We start from the raw sequence: 15,463 nt of genomic DNA, 5'->3' as shown, positions 1-15,463 counted from the left end.
TAACAAAACATGCACAGCCAACTGCCGTACACTGTAGGACGGCCTCAGACAGAAGGCCTTATGTTTCACCAATAAATACATGAGAACGGATGAAAGATCAGAAAAACAGAAGCTGGGAATTCCATGGCTTCGCTAGTAACCCTGAGAAATCTTTTGAGGCGGGCAAGAAAGGCAACCGACTGGCCGTGGAGAACTCTCTGCGAAACAGCAACAACAATCCCAACAATCCTATGGCCCAAAACCGCACCGCTTCCAAGGCAGGCAACCAGAACAAGCCTTCGCAGGGCAAGGGCTGGCAAAGTGTCAAAGCCGGATCCGAGGATGCGGGCAACAAAGACCAGAGCTCTGCTGAGGAGTAAGCCGTTTTAATTTAACCGATGAGCACGATGAAAGATCAAGATAAAAATAAAAAGCACGACCTGGCCGATAAGAGCAAAGGCAACAGGAAAGACATTGGCAACAGCCTGGAGCGCGATGTGACGAGCTCCAAGCAAACCGGAAAGACCCCGCAGGCCCGCACCGACAACGAGCAGGATCGTGAAAGCAAGAAGCGTAAAAGCTAGCTTCAGACACTATACTCCCCTAAACAGCCACAGCACCCGATGCTGTGGCTGTTTTGCTTTACACATCTCTTCGATTATGCTTATCTTTCCTGTATCCATACTTCAGCGCCTACGACTATGAAAAACGCAATCCTGCTCCTGCTTTTACTGCTCTGTACGATGGCTGCCCCGGCACAGGCCCCAACCGAAAAAGTGGTGACATTCATGCTGCACACCCCTGGCCTGCCCGACACAGCGCAGGTATACATTACCGGCAACGCCCCCGAGCTTGGCAACTGGAACCCGGCCAAAGTAGAGATGGAGCGCACCGGCGACGCCACCTGGGAGAAAGAGATCCTGTTGCGCGACCCGATGCTGCTGGAGTACAAGTATACCCTCGGCAGCTGGGAGCAGGAGGCCACCGACAGCACCGGAAGCCCGCTCCCCAACTTCACCGTGAAGGTGGAGAGCAGCCTGCAGGTAAAGAACCAGGTAATGCACTGGCGCAGCGGCAACAGCAAGGCGCCTGTCAGGGGAGGAGGCGTGACAGGCAACATAGCCTATCACGAGAAAGTGGGCAAAAGCACTGCCGTACCTGCCCGCGACCTGGTGGTGTGGCTGCCCCCCAACTATGAGCAGGAAAGGAAGAAACGCTACCCGGTACTCTACATGCACGACGGCCAGAACCTCTTCGACCCCACTACCAGTTCCTTCGGCGTGGATTGGCGCCTGGATGAGACGGCCGATAGCCTGATCCGTGCCGGAGAAATGGAACCGATTATTATTGTAGGCATCAACAATACCGAAAACCGCATGCAGGAGTACGTGCCCGGCGAGCAAGGCGCAGCATACGTGGCATATGTGGTGAACACCGTGAAGTCCTTTATCGACAGCACCTACCGCACCAGGCCAGGCGCAAAGCATACCGCCACCGGCGGCTCCTCGGCGGGCGGCACCGTTGCCTTTATGCTGGCCTGGGAGCACCCCGATGTTTTCTCTAAAGCCATCTGTATGTCGCCAGCCTTCAAGGTGTATGACATCGATTACGTGGATGACGTGCTGGCGTACAAGGGCAGGAAGAAGCCACTATTTTTTTATATCGATAACGGGGGCGTGGAGCTGGAGGAGCAGCTGCAGCCGGGCATAGACGAGATGCTGCAGGCGCTGAAGCAACAAGGCTACCGCGAAGGCAAGGACTACACCTGGGTCAAGGATGAAAAGGCCAAGCACTTTGAGTCGGCCTGGGGCAAGCGGATGCCCCAGGCGCTGAGGCTGCTTTTCCCGGCTAAATAGTACCTGCGCCAGCCTATAAAACATTTCATTTTCTTAACATCCCATCTTTGCCCAACGGCCTTTTGTAGCTATATTGCTTCTCCCTTCATGCCTGAAAAGGATGGTAGGGTAAGCGATAGAAGCGAAGGCAATGTTTGTGATCAAATACCTGTACGAGGCCCCCCAGCACTTCGACACTGTGGCCGACTGGATTTACCGGCAGTGGTGGCAGAAGCCCGGCAATACCGCCGAGGTGGTGAAGGCGCCCCTGCGCGAGCATCTGCAGGCGCAGCCTTTCCCGGCAGCGTTTGTGGCACTGGACGGCGAAAAGCCAGTGGGCTCCGTGCTACTGATCGAGAACGACGGCGTGGACGCGCTGCCCGACCTGAAGCCGTGGCTGGGCGCGCTCTACGTGCTGCCTGAGTACCGGGGGCAGGGCGTGGGTAAGCAACTGGTGCAGGCACTGGAGCAGCATGCCCGGCAGGCAGGCTTTGCAGATTTATACCTGGTGGCTACCGACAGGGTAAGCTTTTACTATGAGCTCGGCTGGCGCGTGTACACCAAACTGGTCGGCAAAAACGGCATCACCATCATGCACAAAAGTATGGATGCGCCTCCTGCTGCCTCCTGAACAACACAAGGAGTAAGTCCCAGGGGTTTTCTTCGGTAATACATAGCTTTCTACCTCAGCCATTCTCAAAGTAGGGGATTTCCGTTCAAGCTCCGGTTCCGATTCCCCCTACCTCCCTGTCTAAGGAAGGGAATCCTGTAGCTGCCAGTGCTCAATTATAAACTCCATGGCTGAGGGTAAAGCCTGAAAGCCCCTACAAAGTGTAAACCCACCCCCAGCCCCTCCGAGGAGGGGAATCTGTAGCACCGGGTCCAACCACCCCTGCCCCTCCTTATCCAAGGAGGGGAGCCATACTTACTACTTCACCTGTCATCTCGAGTACTCTTGAGGCGGGAGCCGAGGAGAGCCAGCGTAGCTGTGAGAGATCTATCTGGAATTTTAAAGAGATCTCTCCCAAAGGTCGAGATGACAGCAAGGGCAGTGGCTATCGGATCTGTTCCCAGTCCTTGGGTTGAGCGCCTTGTAGATTTCTGGTGCCGGAGGCAGCCCGAGGCACGAGGGCAGGGAATGTACACAGCGCGATGCCAAAGGACGAGGCCTCCCGGCCGTGAGGGCACCACAGCCAGAGATGAAACGATAGGTTGGTAAGGCCGTGGATCAGAGGCAGCTACTAAGTATAGCTTGGTTCCAGTTGCGGAAAGTAGGTGCTAGTGAAGTATAGCCGAAGTATAAAGCATGGCACTGCGATCCAGCCGGGTTGCGAACCCGACACCATAGCAGGACACGAGTTGCAAACTCGCGCCAGCGGAGAATGCAGCGCAGGAAAAGGTGCACCAAAGCATAGATACAACGATAGTAGGGATGTATGTCTGGTGGATGAACGGCAGCTATCAAGTATAGCTTGTTTCAAAATGCGGGAAGCAGGAGCTAAGAGAGGCACAAGCCTACGCTTGCGCCAGGGAAGTATAAAGTATGGCTCAGCCAGGCAAGTATGAAGTAGAAACCACAGCTATACGAAAGACCTCACCTCTTCTTACTCACCCATTTATTCCCCTTCACCCAGAAGCGCCAGGGCAGCTGGGCGTCCTCGCCGGCGTATTCTACGCCGATGCGTGGGCCGGTGGCTATACTCTCTTCAGGCAACACGGTGCCTTTGTCCTCCAGCCAGATGGTGTCACCGGTGAGATTGGCGCCGTAGAGCTTCCTGTCTATCCCGAGGGCTATACTTAACACTCCCGGCCCGGCCGTCAGGTTTGGCTTTATACTTTGGAAGCCCCGGCGCAGCACCATCTCCTCCACCCCCATTTCCGGCTCTATGGCGCGTATCAGTACGGCGTCGGCTTTGTCTTTCTTGTTGGTGATGATGTTGAAGAGGTGGTACATGCCGTAGATTAAGTATACATAGGCCACCCCACCCTCCTGGTACATGATCTCGGTGCGCGCGGTGCGGCGGTTGAGGTGGGCATGGCAGGCGCGGTCGTTCTCTCCGGAGTAGGCCTCCGTCTCCACAATCATCCCGCCGGTAAGCATGCCATCCACACAAGTATACAAGCGCTTACCCAGCAGTTCCTGCGCCAACTGCACCACATCGGGGCGGGTATAAAACTCCTTCGGTAGCTTCACGATTAGTTATTGGTTACTCGTTATTCGTTGTTGGGGTACGTGCTCTTAAGTTCAAAGTTAACAGCAATGGTAGTTGGTAACTGATAAATGAAAAATGTTCCCTACCTTTGCCTTTAGATTGGTGGCCGTAAAACTGCCGTTTTATGGCCTTAAAAGGGAAGCAGGTGTGAGTCCTGCGCTGTTCCCGCAACTGTCATCTTCTTAAAAAGGGTTAGCCAACACCTTGGCCACTGTGCGGCGCACGCTGCATGGGAAGGCGCGCTAACTGAAGAGAGCCAGGAGACCTGCCAGTCCGACACTGAATTTGTCGTATGCTTTCGGGTAAAAAGCTGCACGGCCACCGCTATACTTTAGCGCGATCGCTGTTCCTGCCTTTCTGCCCTTAAGTATGCTTCGGGATGTAAGCACACTGTATTTTGGCAAAATTCTCTTTCCTGAAAGTATGGCTTTGCGCCTGCCTGGGCACTATACCTGCCGTTGCCCTGGCGCAGCAGGATACCACTGCTTACGAACTGCGCACCGTGGAGGTATTTGGCAAGCCCGCTGAGGTGTACGCCGCCGGCAGCCGCGTGGTGCAGCTCGATAGCGCCTTCCTGAGCACCTATAGCTCCGGCTCTCTGGCCGAGGCCCTGCAGGCCCGCACTCCCCTTTACTTTAAAACCTATGGCGCCAGCGGAAGTTCTACGGTGGCTTTCCGGGGCACTAATGCCTCCCAAACGGCTGTACTCTGGAACGGGCTCCACATCGCTTCTCCTATCCTAGGGCAAGCCGATTTCTCTGTCTTACCCCTGAGCGGCATCGGGGATGTGGCCCTGCAGCACGGCGCGGCTGCGGCTACCTATGGCAGCGGGGCCATAGGCGGAGCTGTGCTTCTAAATTCTCCCAAGTATAACATTGAAGGTTTTGGCGGTGACCTGAAGCTGGAGACAGGCAGCTTTGGAAAATACTTTGGCAGCGGCAGCCTGGGCTACGGCAGCAAGGACTTCAGCTATGCCCTCAGCGCCTACGGGAACCTGGCAAAAAACAACTTTACCTACAGAGACCTGAGCCGATTTGGCACGCCCGAAGTACGGCAGGAGCACGCGCAGGTGCAGCAGCACGGGCTTACGCAGGATCTGAACTGGCAGATCTCCCCCAGCACCGAGTTGAGCCTGCATGGCTGGTATACCTTCTCGGACCGGGAGCTGCAGCCGGCCATGGGTTCTGTGAATACCAATGCCATGCAGCTGGACGAAAGCCTGCGCCTGATGGCAGCGCTGCAACACCAGAGCCAACTGGGGCAAACAGACGTGAAGCTGGCCTACTTTAACGATCTCCTGCACTATACCGATAATAGCACCGACTCAAAGGCGGATGTGGATACCTACCAGTTGCAGGCGGAGCAGACCTATACCTATGGCGAGCGCTGGAGCCTGCGCGGTGGAGTTAACCTGCAGCATTTTGTGGCAAGGAATGATGGCTACGCCAGTGAGCAAGAGGAAAGCCGCGCTTCCTTGTTCGCCCTTTTCCGCTACGACCCGGTGCAGCCCCTGCAACTTACCCTGAACTTGCGCCAGGCACTTGTCGAAAACTATAATCCGCCATTAACTCCGGCACTGGGCTTTAACTGGAAGTTTTTGAACAGCAACCGGCACCAGGTATCGCTCAAAGGTAATGCCAGCGGCAGTTACCGCGTGCCCACCCTCAACGACCGCTTCTGGGCAGGGGCCGGCAACCCCGACCTGAAGCCGGAGCAGGGCTGGAACTACGAACTCGGCCTGCGCCACGTGCTCGTGCAGGGCAACACCTTCCTATTAGAAACAGAAGCTACCGGCTACTACATGCTCATTGACGACTGGATTCAGTGGGCCCCGAATCGCACCGGCCTCTGGCGCCCGACCAACCTGCAGAAAGTGGAGAGCAAGGGGATAGAACTCAGCACCACAGCCACCGCCACGCTCGGCGATCTCAAGCTCCGTTCCACGGCTGGCTATACGTATACCTCGTCGGTACAGGCAGCAGTATACGAGGGCAGCGGAAGCGACAAAGGCAAGCAGCTCATGTATGTGCCGCGCCACAAAGCCATACTTGCTGCGGATGCCAACTATAAAAACTGGAGCCTGTTGGGCAATTTAAACTACACCGGCCTGCGCTATACCTCCAACTCCGAAACCAGCCACCTCGACGACTTTATGCTTCTGAACCTTTCCCTGAGCCGGAAACTACAACTGGGGCAAAACACGCTGCTGCTCACGCTCCGCTCCGACAACCTAACCAATGCCGCCTACCAAACCATGGCTTACCGGGCCATGCCGCCACGCGGCTATACGTTCAGCCTACGCTTTATTATTCCTTAATTATACTCTTACTTAAACCATAATGAAAAAAACCAATTTTTTCCGCAGCTTTTTCCTGGCAGCCACGCTGGCTCTTACCTCCATTGGCTTTACCAGTTGCGACGACAAAAATGATGTAGAACCGGAACTCCCTGTCGAGGTTCGGGGGCCATATGACCAGAAGGGCGTATTTGTACTGAACGAGGGAAACTACACGCACACCAACGCCTCCGTTTCCTTCATGAGCGACAGTGCCGGGCACACGGTTGCCAATAATATCTTCAGCAAAGCCAATGCGGATAGACCATTAGGCGATGTGTTGACGGACCTGGACCTGGTGGAGGACCGCGCTTACATCACGGTAAACAATAGCAACAAGATTGAGGTGGTAAACGCCTATACTTTCAAGACGGAGGCTGTGCTGGAAAACCTGAAGCAGCCCCGCTACTTTGCAGCCCTGGATGCCGACAAAGCTTATGTAACCGAGTGGGTTGTATATGGCGAGCCGGGCCGGGTGTCGGTTATCGATTTAAAAACGATGCAGATAACTAAAAGCATACCGGTAGGCCCACAGCCTGAAGAACTTATACTTGTCGATAGCAAACTGTATGTGGCCAATAGCGGGGAGAACACGATTACGGTTATCAACACGGCAACAGACGCGGTGGAGAACACCATCACCGTATCCGACTCTCCTACTAACCTGGTCCTGGACCGCAACAAAAACCTTTGGGTGCTGAGTGCAGGTAAAGTTATGTATACTTCCGATTGGTCTGCGATAGACTACACGCTGACAACTGCGGGAGCCCTTAACAGGGTGACGCTGACCACTCAGAACGTGCAGACCTTTACCTTTGACAGCAACAGAACCATGCCCGCAAACCTGGCTATCAACGGAAGCGGCGATAAGCTATACTTTAACTATGACGGCAAAACCTTGGTGCAGGACATCAATGCTTCCAGCCTGAGCAGCACCGTGATCATTGATAGAAGCTTTCATGGCATGGGCGTAGATCCGGAAACGGGTAATATCTACGGAGGTGATCATAACAACTGGTCTGGCGACGGCACTGTATATGTATACAGCCCGGACGGCACACAGGTCAGCAGTTTTAAAGCGGGCATTGGCCCGAACGGCTTTATGTTCAACTAAGTCTGTCTACATTACATGCCTTATTAAGTATAAACAAAGCAGCCTGCTCCGAAAACCGGGGCAGGCTGCTTTGTTTATACTTGCCTGTAGGTTAGCCGCTACTGATCCTCCTTCTTCACATCGTCGCGTTCTGTGCCTTCGCCTGTGCCATCGCCGGCATGCACGGCAGAGCCTTCCTCGGCGCGCTCATAAGGCTGCTCCATGGTATCGCGCTCCGCTTCTACCCGGTTCTCATCATTATCGCCCACTATACTCCCTTCGTCAACATGATCGCTTCGTTCAACGTTCGTCTCGCCGGGGCTGGTGCCGGTGTCGCAGGCTGCCAAGCCAAAAGTGGCCACAGCTGTGGCTATCAGTGCAAAAAAAGCTGATCTTATCTTTTGTGTATTCATCATCTAAACTATTCCAGTTAAACATACTTGCCTATACCAGCTGTACCTGGCTGTGGCTTATGAGAGTGTACGTCTGGGCAGAGTTTATTGTTGAAAACTACACCGATGAGAAGCCTTACCCGTACATTAGCCTAGAACGATACCTTATACTTGCCATGGAGGAGAACAAGCCAAAACAACCGCCCAGGGAAAACACCAAAGACGACTCGTCGGACATAGAGAAAGTGCGGCAGGACAAGCAGGCACCGCCACCGGAGCCGGAGCAGCAGCCAGATGCCGAAGAGGAGAGCGAGGCAGAAAAAGGCCATTCCTGATTTTCTAATATGTCTGCCGCTTCCCTATCTTTGGGTGTAAACAACGCCTGCTATGCCAAAGCCGATCCTTAAACCACAGCTGCGCCGCAAGCTGCTGCTCATCGCCCTTAGCTGCCTGCTGCTGGCATTAGCGCTGGAGCTCTATACGTTCGGCCTGCACGCCGACTTTCCGGGGCGCTTGCTGCGCAGTTTCTTTGTGCTCTTCGTGCTGCTCTCGCTCACGGTGCTGGCCATCGTACCGGGCGTTAGCAAAGCTGTGGATAAAGTACTGAAGTAAAGATGGACAACCTATACCTCCGGGGAAATAAAAAAAGCCTGCGTATAACAACGCAGGCTTTTGCTTTACAGGGTATTAGTTGGTAAGGGGGATCCTTTAATTAAGAGACGCCGCAATGTGCCTGGCAGAGTCAGCCTCCAGCAGCATCAGAGTCCCGAGCTGAAACACCTGTTCCACATGCTTGAGGTGGATCTGACCGGTGAAGGTATCTCCGCCCTCCGCAGCCTGCAAGGCGTGCTGCAAGCAGCAATCCGCGTACACCGGCTCCTTAACAGGCGCAGCTTCCTCCTTTGGGTCGCCATCCGCCACCCGGCTTTTCTGACCAACGCCCTCCTGCCAATGCAGAGCAAGTATGGCAAGTACCAATAGCAGCGTGGTCAGTACCATCTGCAGGGTTTTCAGGGTGTTCATGGTAGCGGGCTTTTGCATGGCGGTGTAGCGGTTAACTTCCTCAGCAGCAATTATCTTTCATCAAACAAATATAATCAGCTAAATAATAAATACCAAATACTTTATATAAAATATATTTTAAGTATAAAACACACCTCCATCACTTTTTTCATCGCAGTGCTGCCTCTATAAAAGAGCAGGGTGAACCTCTACCCCTACCCCGGCTGTTGCATAAGGGCGGCTCTTAATTGTGCGCCATTATCCGTACTTTTGTGCTTTGGCCCTGCCGCCGCCATATTCATACTTTAAAGCTGACTTATCTTGGAGAAGAAGCCAACCATCCTGCTCATAACGCCACCGCTCACCCAACTGAACACGCCATACCCCGCCACCGCCTACCTCAAAGGCTTTTTAACCGGCCGCGGCTATAAGGTGGTGCAGGCCGATTTGGGCATAGAGCTGGTGCTGCGCATGTTCTCCCGTAAAGGGCTTCAGCGTATTTTTGAGGCGATAGAGCAGGGCGATTACGAGCTCTCCGACAACAGCCTCCGCATTTTGCATCTGAAGCGCGACTACCTGAATACCATAGAGCCGGTCATCCGCTTTCTACAGAACAAGGACCACACGCTGGCACAGCAGATCAGCTACAGCCGCTTTCTGCCCGAGGCATCGCGCTTCGATCAGGTGGAGGACATCGACTGGGCTTTCGGAAGTATGGGCATTACCGACAGGGCCCGCTACCTGGCTACTTTATACTTAGAGGATCTGGGCGACCTGATCAAGGAAACCATTTCACCCTACTTTGCCTTTAGCCGCTATGCCGAGAAGCTGGCTCTTTCAGCCACGTCCTTCGATCCGCTGGAGGAGGCGCTGCAGGAACAGCCGAGCCTCGTGGACCTTATGTTACTGGAGCTATTGGAAGAGCGCCTGCAACAGGTACAGCCTGATGTGGTGGGCTTCTCCATCCCTTTTCCGGGCAACCTGTATGGCGGCCTGCGCATGGCCAAGTATATTAAGGAGCACTACCCAAGTATAAAAACAGCGATGGGCGGCGGCTACCCTAATACGGAACTGCGCAGCCTGCGCGAGCCGCGCCTGTTTAAGTATATTGATTTCGTGACGCTGGACGACGGCGAAGGTCCATGGCTAAAACTGCTCGAGCACCTGCAGGGCGAGCGCGGGGCCGGGCAGCTGCAGCGCACGTTTATACTTGCCGATGGCGAGGTAAAGTACCTGAACGGCTGCACCGACCCGGATATTCCGCACAACGAAGTAGGCACGCCCGATTACAGCGACCTGCCTTTGCCTGATTACCTGTCGGTGATAGACGTGATCAACCCGATGCACCGCCTCTGGAGCGATGGCCGCTGGAATAAGCTCACCATCGCCCACGGCTGCTACTGGAAACGCTGCTCGTTCTGCGACGTTACGCTGGATTATATCAACCGTTACGATGTGGCCCCGGCCACGCTGCTGGTAGACCGCATCGAGCAGATCATCGCCCAGACCGGCCAAACTGGCTTCCATTTTGTAGACGAGGCCGCCCCGCCTGCTCCACTCCGCGACATGGCCATCGAGCTGATTCGTCGTGGCGTGAAGATCAGCTGGTGGGGGAACATCCGCTTTGAGAAGACCTTTACGCCTGATTTGTGCCGCCTGCTGGCTGCCTCAGGCTGTATTGCCGTGTCGGGTGGCCTGGAGGTGGCCTCGGATAGGCTGCTGCAGCTCATGGCCAAAGGCGTCAGTATAGAGCAGGTGGCCCGCGTAACCGATAGCTTTACGCAGGCGGGCATTATGGTGCACGCCTACCTCATGTATGGCTTCCCAACACAAACGGCCCAGGAGACGATAGACTCGCTGGAGGTGGTGCGGCAGCTGTTTGAAACCGGCGTGATCCAGTCAGGTTACTGGCACCGCTTCAGCATGACGGCACACAGCCCCATCGGCAAGAACCCGGAGAAGTATGGCGTGGTGAAGGTGGGCCCGCCCGAAGGCGATTTCGCCAACAACGACCTGTGGCACGACGACCCCAAGGGCACCGACCATACGTTGTTTGGCGAGGGACTGGCCAAGGCACTCTACAATTACATGCACGGCGTAGGCCTGGAGGAGAAGCTCTCCTTCTGGTTTGATTTTAAAGTGCCGCGCACCACGGAGAGTCCCAACCTGATTGCCGAGGCCATCTCTGCCCCGCACCGCCCCGACAGCACCCGACCCAACGCGCGCGTGCTCTGGCTGGGCAACACGCCGGCCATCGACTTTACCATAATCGCGCAAAAAGGCCAGACCCTTGAGCGCTGCCTGCTCACCTTCTTCGAGAAAGGCGAGGACTTTGAGGTGAAAACCACCGCTACTATAGGCCAATGGTTATTTGATATGCTACAGAAAGTAACGCCCGACTATCCGGAATCCATCACATTAAAGCAACTGGAGGAAAGTTTCCCAGCAGAGGCACACCTGAACTTCTCGGAGTTCCTCAGCTCGCCGAGCTGGTTCGATTTGCGGGAGAAGGGGTTGTTGTTGCTGTAGGGGATAGACTTGTAGATGAGGTGTGCGAGGCTAAGCCGAAGGAGGTCTTTTATGCTTTGTTAGCTAGTTGTACCTTGTTCTTCTTCATATCATAGTCCCTACCAGCCTTTGCTTCAGTCCATCTTTAGTAAAGACCCACACAACCTGATAAGCACCAGCTCCATCGCTGTTCCATTGGTACACGATATAAGAATCACCATTCTTATAGACCTTGAAGGTGTTCGTGCATTCGTAGATGTCGCTGTAGAGAGGTGTGTTTATTTCAACCTTCTTTCCCTCAACTATGGCAGTAACCCCTTTTACTTGTGTTCTTGGAAAGTTTCCGTCCGTTCCCCATACGGGTCTGCCTGCAATTGTTTTTACCCACTTCCCTTCATGCTTTTCAACAATTCGGTTATTGAGCTTAAAGGGCTCCAGAAGATATTCAAATTTAAAATCTGTACCTTGGTAGGGCTGTAGCTTTTCCAGCGGCTGTAGCCTTGACTTATGTATGAACCCTTCGATGTAGTCAGGCTGCGAAGAACTGAAGGAGAAGGCATTTATAGGTATGTAGACAGGAATCCACTCGTTTGTATCATGACCTTCTTCATAGTCAAACCAGAAGGCTTCATTACTGTATAGTTTATGAATAACCTGTGATTGTCCATTCGGTTTCTCCCTAACATTGGTGTACCCGTCCTTATCCTGAATAATAGCTACCTGCGCTGTTGCCACAAAAGTAGTAAGAAGCACGGCTATCAATAATGTCAGGTTTTTCATACTTATAAATGTGGTACAACTACGATATATACATTACTATAACATATATCTGTCTTATGAGTAGGCTATGTAAACTCAGTGCAAGCTCCAAAGTATAGCCACATCAAGATATAAACTATATATTAAATCCTCTCCCTTCCCTCCTACAAATTCTAACCAAAGTCATTTTCGCGGCTAACCAAAATCATATTTCCTTAAGTGTTTGTGTAGCAATATTGTACTTACAATACACTTCAAACTAAAGGATATGAAAAGGATCTTACCAATGGCCTTCGTGATAGCGACAGGTGCTGTGCTGGCCGCATGCAGTTCTTCGGAAGAACAGACTACTAAACAAGAAGTACAACATGAAGCCACAGCCACCGGAGGCCAATCTGCCGTACAGGACGAGGAGTCGCAGAAGAACGTGGTGCAGGTAGCCGCCGCCTCCCCCGACCACACCACGCTGGTAACAGCCGTTAAAACAGCCGGGCTGGTAGACGTTCTCACCAACGCCGGGCCATTCACCGTGTTCGCGCCCACCGATGAGGCCTTCGAGCAACTGCCTGCCGGCACAGTAGACGGCCTGCTGAAGCCCGAGAAACGTAGCGACCTCCGCAACATCCTGCAGTACCACGTGTATGTAGGCGTGCTGAATGCCGACAGATTTGAAGATGGCCAGAGCCTGGGCCAGGTAAACGGCGGTCGCGTAACCATGGGCGTGAAAGATGGCAAGGTGACTGTGAACGGCGCCAATATCGTGGCATCTATCCCGACATCAAACGGCGTGATCCATGTGATCGACAAAGTGCTGCTGCCGCAATAAGTATAAAAGTAGTAGGTATAACGCTGACAGAAGAGGCACCCGCTGGCTGGCTAGTAGCTGCGGATGCCTCTTCTGTTTTATTTGAAAAAATTTTATAGCTCTTGCAACCCCCGCCGCAGTTTAGGCATCTTATTATCGGAAGCCGGCACTAAAGCTGCCAGCTTTCAGACTACTACCTTTTTCTGCTACCAAATAAAACTATGATGAAAACCTGGCCCTGCTCCTGCTCCGTGTGAGACAGGAGCAGGAAAACCAGGCCTCTTGCTGCACCTAACCCTACTCTATAAAATCAGAAAAGCACCTACAGCCCAGGCCGCAGGTGCTTTTCTGATTTTATACTTCCTTTTTATACTTTCTAACTCTTAAGACGCAATTGCGTCTCTCCAACTCCTAAACTCTCTGACTTGCCTTAGTCTCGCTTCGTCTTCAGCAGCTTTCGCAGCTCCGCCAGCTCGTCTCTATACTTGGCGGCCTGCAGAAAGTCGAGGTCTTTGGCGGCGGCCTCCATCTGCTTCTCGGTCTTCTTGACCAGCTTTTCCAGCTCCTCGCGTTTCATGGTCTGGATAATCGGCTCGGCAGCGATAGACACTTCCTCCGGACCGGCGTACATTTTCACCTCTTTCTTTTTAGAGTCTGCAACAGAGGTTTGGCCGTGAATTTCGTCACTTGTCTTAAGGATGGTGCGTGGGGTGATGCCGTGCTCTTCGTTATAGGCCATCTGCGTAGCGCGCCGGCGATTGGTCTCATCGATCGCGCGTTGCATGGAGCCCGTCATTCGGTCGGCATACATAATCACTTTGCCTTTCTCGTTTCGGGCGGCGCGGCCCATAGTCTGTATCAGCGAGCGTTGGTCGCGCAGGAAGCCTTCTTTATCCGCATCCAATATAGCCACTAAACTCACTTCCGGTAAGTCCAGGCCTTCGCGCAGCAGGTTCACACCTATCAGCACGTCAATGATGCCTAAGCGCAGTTCCCGCAGAATCTCCACCCGGTCCAGCGTTTTCACCTCGGAGTGCAGGTACTTTACCTTTATGTTGAGGCGCTCCAGGTACTTGGTCAGCTCCTCCGACATACGCTTGGTAAGCGTGGTCACCAACACGCGGGCACCTTGCTTCACACGCTCATCGATCTCATCGAGCAGGTCGTCCACCTGGTTTGTACTTGGCCTGATCTCGATCTCAGGGTCCAGCAGGCCGGTTGGCCGGATGATCTGCTCTACAATAACCCCTTCGGATTTCTGTATCTCGTAATCGCCGGGCGTGGCGCTCACAAACACCACCTGGTGCATCATACTCTCGAACTCGTTGAAGGTGAGCGGGCGGTTGTCCATGGCGGCCGGGAGCCGGAAGCCATACTCTACCAGCGCCACTTTCCTCGATCTGTCGCCTCCCCACATGGCGCGCACCTGCGGTACCGTTACGTGGCTCTCGTCAATTACCATCAGGAAGTCGTCCGGAAAATAATCGAGCAGACAGAACGGGCGGGCACCCGGCGCGCGGCGGTCGAAGTAGCGGGAATAGTTCTCGATACCCGAGCAGTAGCCCAGCTCGCGGATCATCTCCAGGTCGAACTCGGTTCGTTCCTTAATGCGCTTGGCTTCTGCCGGCCTGTCCTCCTTCAAAAAGTACTCATGCTGCGCCACCATGTCGTACTGAATCTCCGAGATGGCCTGCTGCAGCGTGTCTTTACCGGTTACGAAGAGGTTGGCCGGGTACAGCGTGACGGCTTTCTCATCCGACAGCTTTTTACCCGACTGCGGGTCGATGCGGTGTATCTGCTCCAGCTCGTCGCCGAAGAAGTATAAACGGTAGGCAAAATCCGCGTAAGCCGGGAAAATATCCACCGTGTCGCCCTTCACCCGGAATGTTCCACGTGTGAACTCGGCCTCGGTGCGGCTGTAGAGGATCTGCACGAAGGTATATAATAAATTATTACGGCTATAGCGCTGCCCGGGCGCCAGGTGAATCACGTTCTTGCCAAACTCCTCGGGGTTGCCGATACCGTAGATGCACGACACGGAGGCCACCACCACGATGTCGCGGCGACCCGACAGCAGCGCCGAAGTGGTATGCAACCGCAGTTTCTCAATCTCCTCGTTTATTTGAAGGTCTTTCTCGATAAATACATCTGAAGAAGCAATGTAGGCCTCCGGCTGGTAGTAGTCGTAGTAGGAGATAAAGTACTCCACGGCGTTATCGGGAAAGAACTGCTTGAACTCGCCGTACAACTGGGCGGCCAGCGTCTTGTTGTGGCACAGCACCAGCGTCGGCTTGCCGGTGTTCTTGATCACGTTGGCCATGGTAAAGGTTTTACCGGTTCCTGTGGCACCCAGCAAAACCTGTGCAGGCTCCCCGTTATTTATACCTTCTGTGAGTTGTGCAATGGCCTTGGGCTGGTCGCCGGTCGGCTCGAACTCTGATGTAAGTCTAAAATCCATTCGCTTGTTTTACAGAATAGTAAAGATAAACTATAACAGTTAAAATTTGCCGTAAGTTTATCCTGGCGCCAAATTATACCCTCT

At 53.8% G+C, this 15,463-nt stretch carries 15 protein-coding genes and 1 riboswitch; of the genes, 10 read left to right on the top strand and 5 right to left on the bottom strand.

All coding sequences use genetic code 11. The annotated features are described in order from the left end of the window. Positions 1-89 precede the first annotated feature (89 nt). The 4 genes from OH144_RS19700 (at position 90) to OH144_RS19685 (ending at position 2,445) form a co-directional block, all read left to right on the top strand. Positions 90-359 carry a hypothetical protein gene (locus tag OH144_RS19700; RefSeq protein ID WP_266203976.1) on the top strand — a complete coding sequence of 90 codons (270 nt, stop codon included), beginning with the start codon at positions 90-92 and terminating at the stop codon, positions 357-359. Between the two features lie 27 nt (positions 360-386). Further along, positions 387-563 (top strand): hypothetical protein, encoded by a 177-nt coding sequence (locus OH144_RS19695; protein ID WP_266203975.1) that lies wholly within the window; start codon positions 387-389, stop codon positions 561-563. A 117-nt stretch (positions 564-680) separates the two neighbouring features. After that, on the top strand, positions 681-1,835 hold the full coding sequence (locus OH144_RS19690; RefSeq protein WP_266203974.1) for an alpha/beta hydrolase-fold protein: 1,155 nt from the start codon (positions 681-683) through the stop codon (positions 1,833-1,835). A gap of 130 nt (positions 1,836-1,965) precedes the next feature. Further along, entirely contained in the window at positions 1,966-2,445 is a 480-nt protein-coding gene (locus tag OH144_RS19685; protein ID WP_266203973.1) for a GNAT family N-acetyltransferase, read from the top strand. A gap of 963 nt (positions 2,446-3,408) precedes the next feature. Here OH144_RS19685 and OH144_RS19680 read toward each other — a convergent pair. Further along, complete coding sequence (locus tag OH144_RS19680) at positions 3,409-4,008, bottom strand: DNA-3-methyladenine glycosylase (protein ID WP_266203972.1); 600 nt, start codon at positions 4,006-4,008, stop codon at positions 3,409-3,411. A 102-nt stretch (positions 4,009-4,110) separates the two neighbouring features. After that, a riboswitch (cobalamin riboswitch) is annotated at positions 4,111-4,314 on the top strand. Between the two features lie 110 nt (positions 4,315-4,424). Here OH144_RS19680 and OH144_RS19675 point away from each other — a divergent pair. Both OH144_RS19675 and OH144_RS19670 read left to right on the top strand, forming a co-directional pair. After that, positions 4,425-6,344, top strand: coding sequence for a TonB-dependent receptor plug domain-containing protein (locus tag OH144_RS19675; protein ID WP_266203971.1), 1,920 nt, complete (start codon positions 4,425-4,427; stop codon positions 6,342-6,344). A 22-nt stretch (positions 6,345-6,366) separates the two neighbouring features. Beyond that, the gene (locus tag OH144_RS19670; protein ID WP_266203970.1) at positions 6,367-7,476 is read left to right on the top strand and encodes a DUF5074 domain-containing protein; all 1,110 of its coding nucleotides are present in this window, start codon (positions 6,367-6,369) and stop codon (positions 7,474-7,476) included. 98 nt (positions 7,477-7,574) lie between these two features. Here the strand turns inward: OH144_RS19670 and OH144_RS19665 are convergent, their stop codons facing one another. Beyond that, positions 7,575-7,871 carry a hypothetical protein gene (locus tag OH144_RS19665; RefSeq protein WP_266203969.1) on the bottom strand — a complete coding sequence of 99 codons (297 nt, stop codon included), beginning with the start codon at positions 7,869-7,871 and terminating at the stop codon, positions 7,575-7,577. Positions 7,872-7,927: 56 nt separating this feature from the next. Between OH144_RS19665 and OH144_RS19660 the strand changes: the two genes are divergently transcribed. Both OH144_RS19660 and OH144_RS19655 read left to right on the top strand, forming a co-directional pair. Next, a complete protein-coding gene (locus OH144_RS19660) occupies positions 7,928-8,182 on the top strand; it encodes a hypothetical protein (RefSeq protein ID WP_266203968.1) in 255 nt (84 codons plus the stop codon). Between the two features lie 52 nt (positions 8,183-8,234). Beyond that, positions 8,235-8,459: a DUF2798 domain-containing protein gene (locus OH144_RS19655; protein WP_266203967.1), complete on the top strand. Its 225-nt coding sequence runs from the start codon at positions 8,235-8,237 to the stop codon at positions 8,457-8,459. A gap of 96 nt (positions 8,460-8,555) precedes the next feature. Here OH144_RS19655 and OH144_RS19650 read toward each other — a convergent pair whose 3' ends face one another. Next, positions 8,556-8,870: a hypothetical protein gene (locus OH144_RS19650; protein ID WP_266203966.1), complete on the bottom strand. Its 315-nt coding sequence runs from the start codon at positions 8,868-8,870 to the stop codon at positions 8,556-8,558. A 300-nt stretch (positions 8,871-9,170) separates the two neighbouring features. Between OH144_RS19650 and OH144_RS19645 the strand changes: the two genes are divergently transcribed. Next, the gene (locus tag OH144_RS19645) at positions 9,171-11,378 is read left to right on the top strand and encodes a B12-binding domain-containing radical SAM protein (protein ID WP_266203965.1); all 2,208 of its coding nucleotides are present in this window, start codon (positions 9,171-9,173) and stop codon (positions 11,376-11,378) included. 84 nt (positions 11,379-11,462) lie between these two features. Here the strand turns inward: OH144_RS19645 and OH144_RS19640 are convergent, their stop codons facing one another. Further along, the gene (locus tag OH144_RS19640) at positions 11,463-12,137 is read right to left on the bottom strand and encodes a hypothetical protein (RefSeq protein WP_266203964.1); all 675 of its coding nucleotides are present in this window, start codon (positions 12,135-12,137) and stop codon (positions 11,463-11,465) included. A gap of 247 nt (positions 12,138-12,384) precedes the next feature. On the opposite strand from OH144_RS19640, the gene OH144_RS19635 reads away from it, so the two are divergent. Then, on the top strand, positions 12,385-12,942 hold the full coding sequence (locus OH144_RS19635; RefSeq protein ID WP_266203963.1) for a fasciclin domain-containing protein: 558 nt from the start codon (positions 12,385-12,387) through the stop codon (positions 12,940-12,942). Between the two features lie 409 nt (positions 12,943-13,351). Here OH144_RS19635 and uvrB read toward each other — a convergent pair whose 3' ends face one another. Next, positions 13,352-15,379: an excinuclease ABC subunit UvrB gene (gene uvrB / locus OH144_RS19630; protein ID WP_266203962.1), complete on the bottom strand. Its 2,028-nt coding sequence runs from the start codon at positions 15,377-15,379 to the stop codon at positions 13,352-13,354. Positions 15,380-15,463: the final 84 nt, after the last annotated feature.

Source organism: Pontibacter kalidii, from assembly GCF_026278245.1.
Taxonomy (GTDB): Bacteria; Bacteroidota; Bacteroidia; order Cytophagales; family Hymenobacteraceae; genus Pontibacter; species Pontibacter kalidii.
The sequence above is the reverse complement of the archived record's forward strand: the minus strand, read 5'-3'. Positions and strand labels throughout refer to the sequence as shown.

Excerpts from the sequence above, each read along its gene's own strand:
- OH144_RS19695 (WP_266203975.1), top strand. The coding sequence starts at position 387 with ATGAAAGATCAAGATAAAAATAAAAAGCACGACCTGGCCGATAAGAGC.
- OH144_RS19670 (WP_266203970.1), top strand. The coding sequence starts at position 6,367 with ATGAAAAAAACCAATTTTTTCCGCAGCTTTTTCCTGGCAGCCACGCTG.
- OH144_RS19665 (WP_266203969.1), bottom strand. The coding sequence starts at position 7,871 with ATGATGAATACACAAAAGATAAGATCAGCTTTTTTTGCACTGATAGCC.
- OH144_RS19635 (WP_266203963.1), top strand. The coding sequence starts at position 12,385 with ATGAAAAGGATCTTACCAATGGCCTTCGTGATAGCGACAGGTGCTGTG.
- OH144_RS19655 (WP_266203967.1), top strand. The coding sequence starts at position 8,235 with ATGCCAAAGCCGATCCTTAAACCACAGCTGCGCCGCAAGCTGCTGCTC.
- OH144_RS19640 (WP_266203964.1), bottom strand. The coding sequence starts at position 12,137 with ATGAAAAACCTGACATTATTGATAGCCGTGCTTCTTACTACTTTTGTG.
- OH144_RS19685 (WP_266203973.1), top strand. The coding sequence starts at position 1,966 with ATGTTTGTGATCAAATACCTGTACGAGGCCCCCCAGCACTTCGACACT.
- OH144_RS19700 (WP_266203976.1), top strand. The coding sequence starts at position 90 with ATGAAAGATCAGAAAAACAGAAGCTGGGAATTCCATGGCTTCGCTAGT.
- OH144_RS19650 (WP_266203966.1), bottom strand. The coding sequence starts at position 8,870 with ATGAACACCCTGAAAACCCTGCAGATGGTACTGACCACGCTGCTATTG.
- OH144_RS19660 (WP_266203968.1), top strand. The coding sequence starts at position 7,928 with ATGAGAGTGTACGTCTGGGCAGAGTTTATTGTTGAAAACTACACCGAT.
- uvrB (WP_266203962.1), bottom strand. The coding sequence starts at position 15,379 with ATGGATTTTAGACTTACATCAGAGTTCGAGCCGACCGGCGACCAGCCC.
- OH144_RS19690 (WP_266203974.1), top strand. The coding sequence starts at position 681 with ATGAAAAACGCAATCCTGCTCCTGCTTTTACTGCTCTGTACGATGGCT.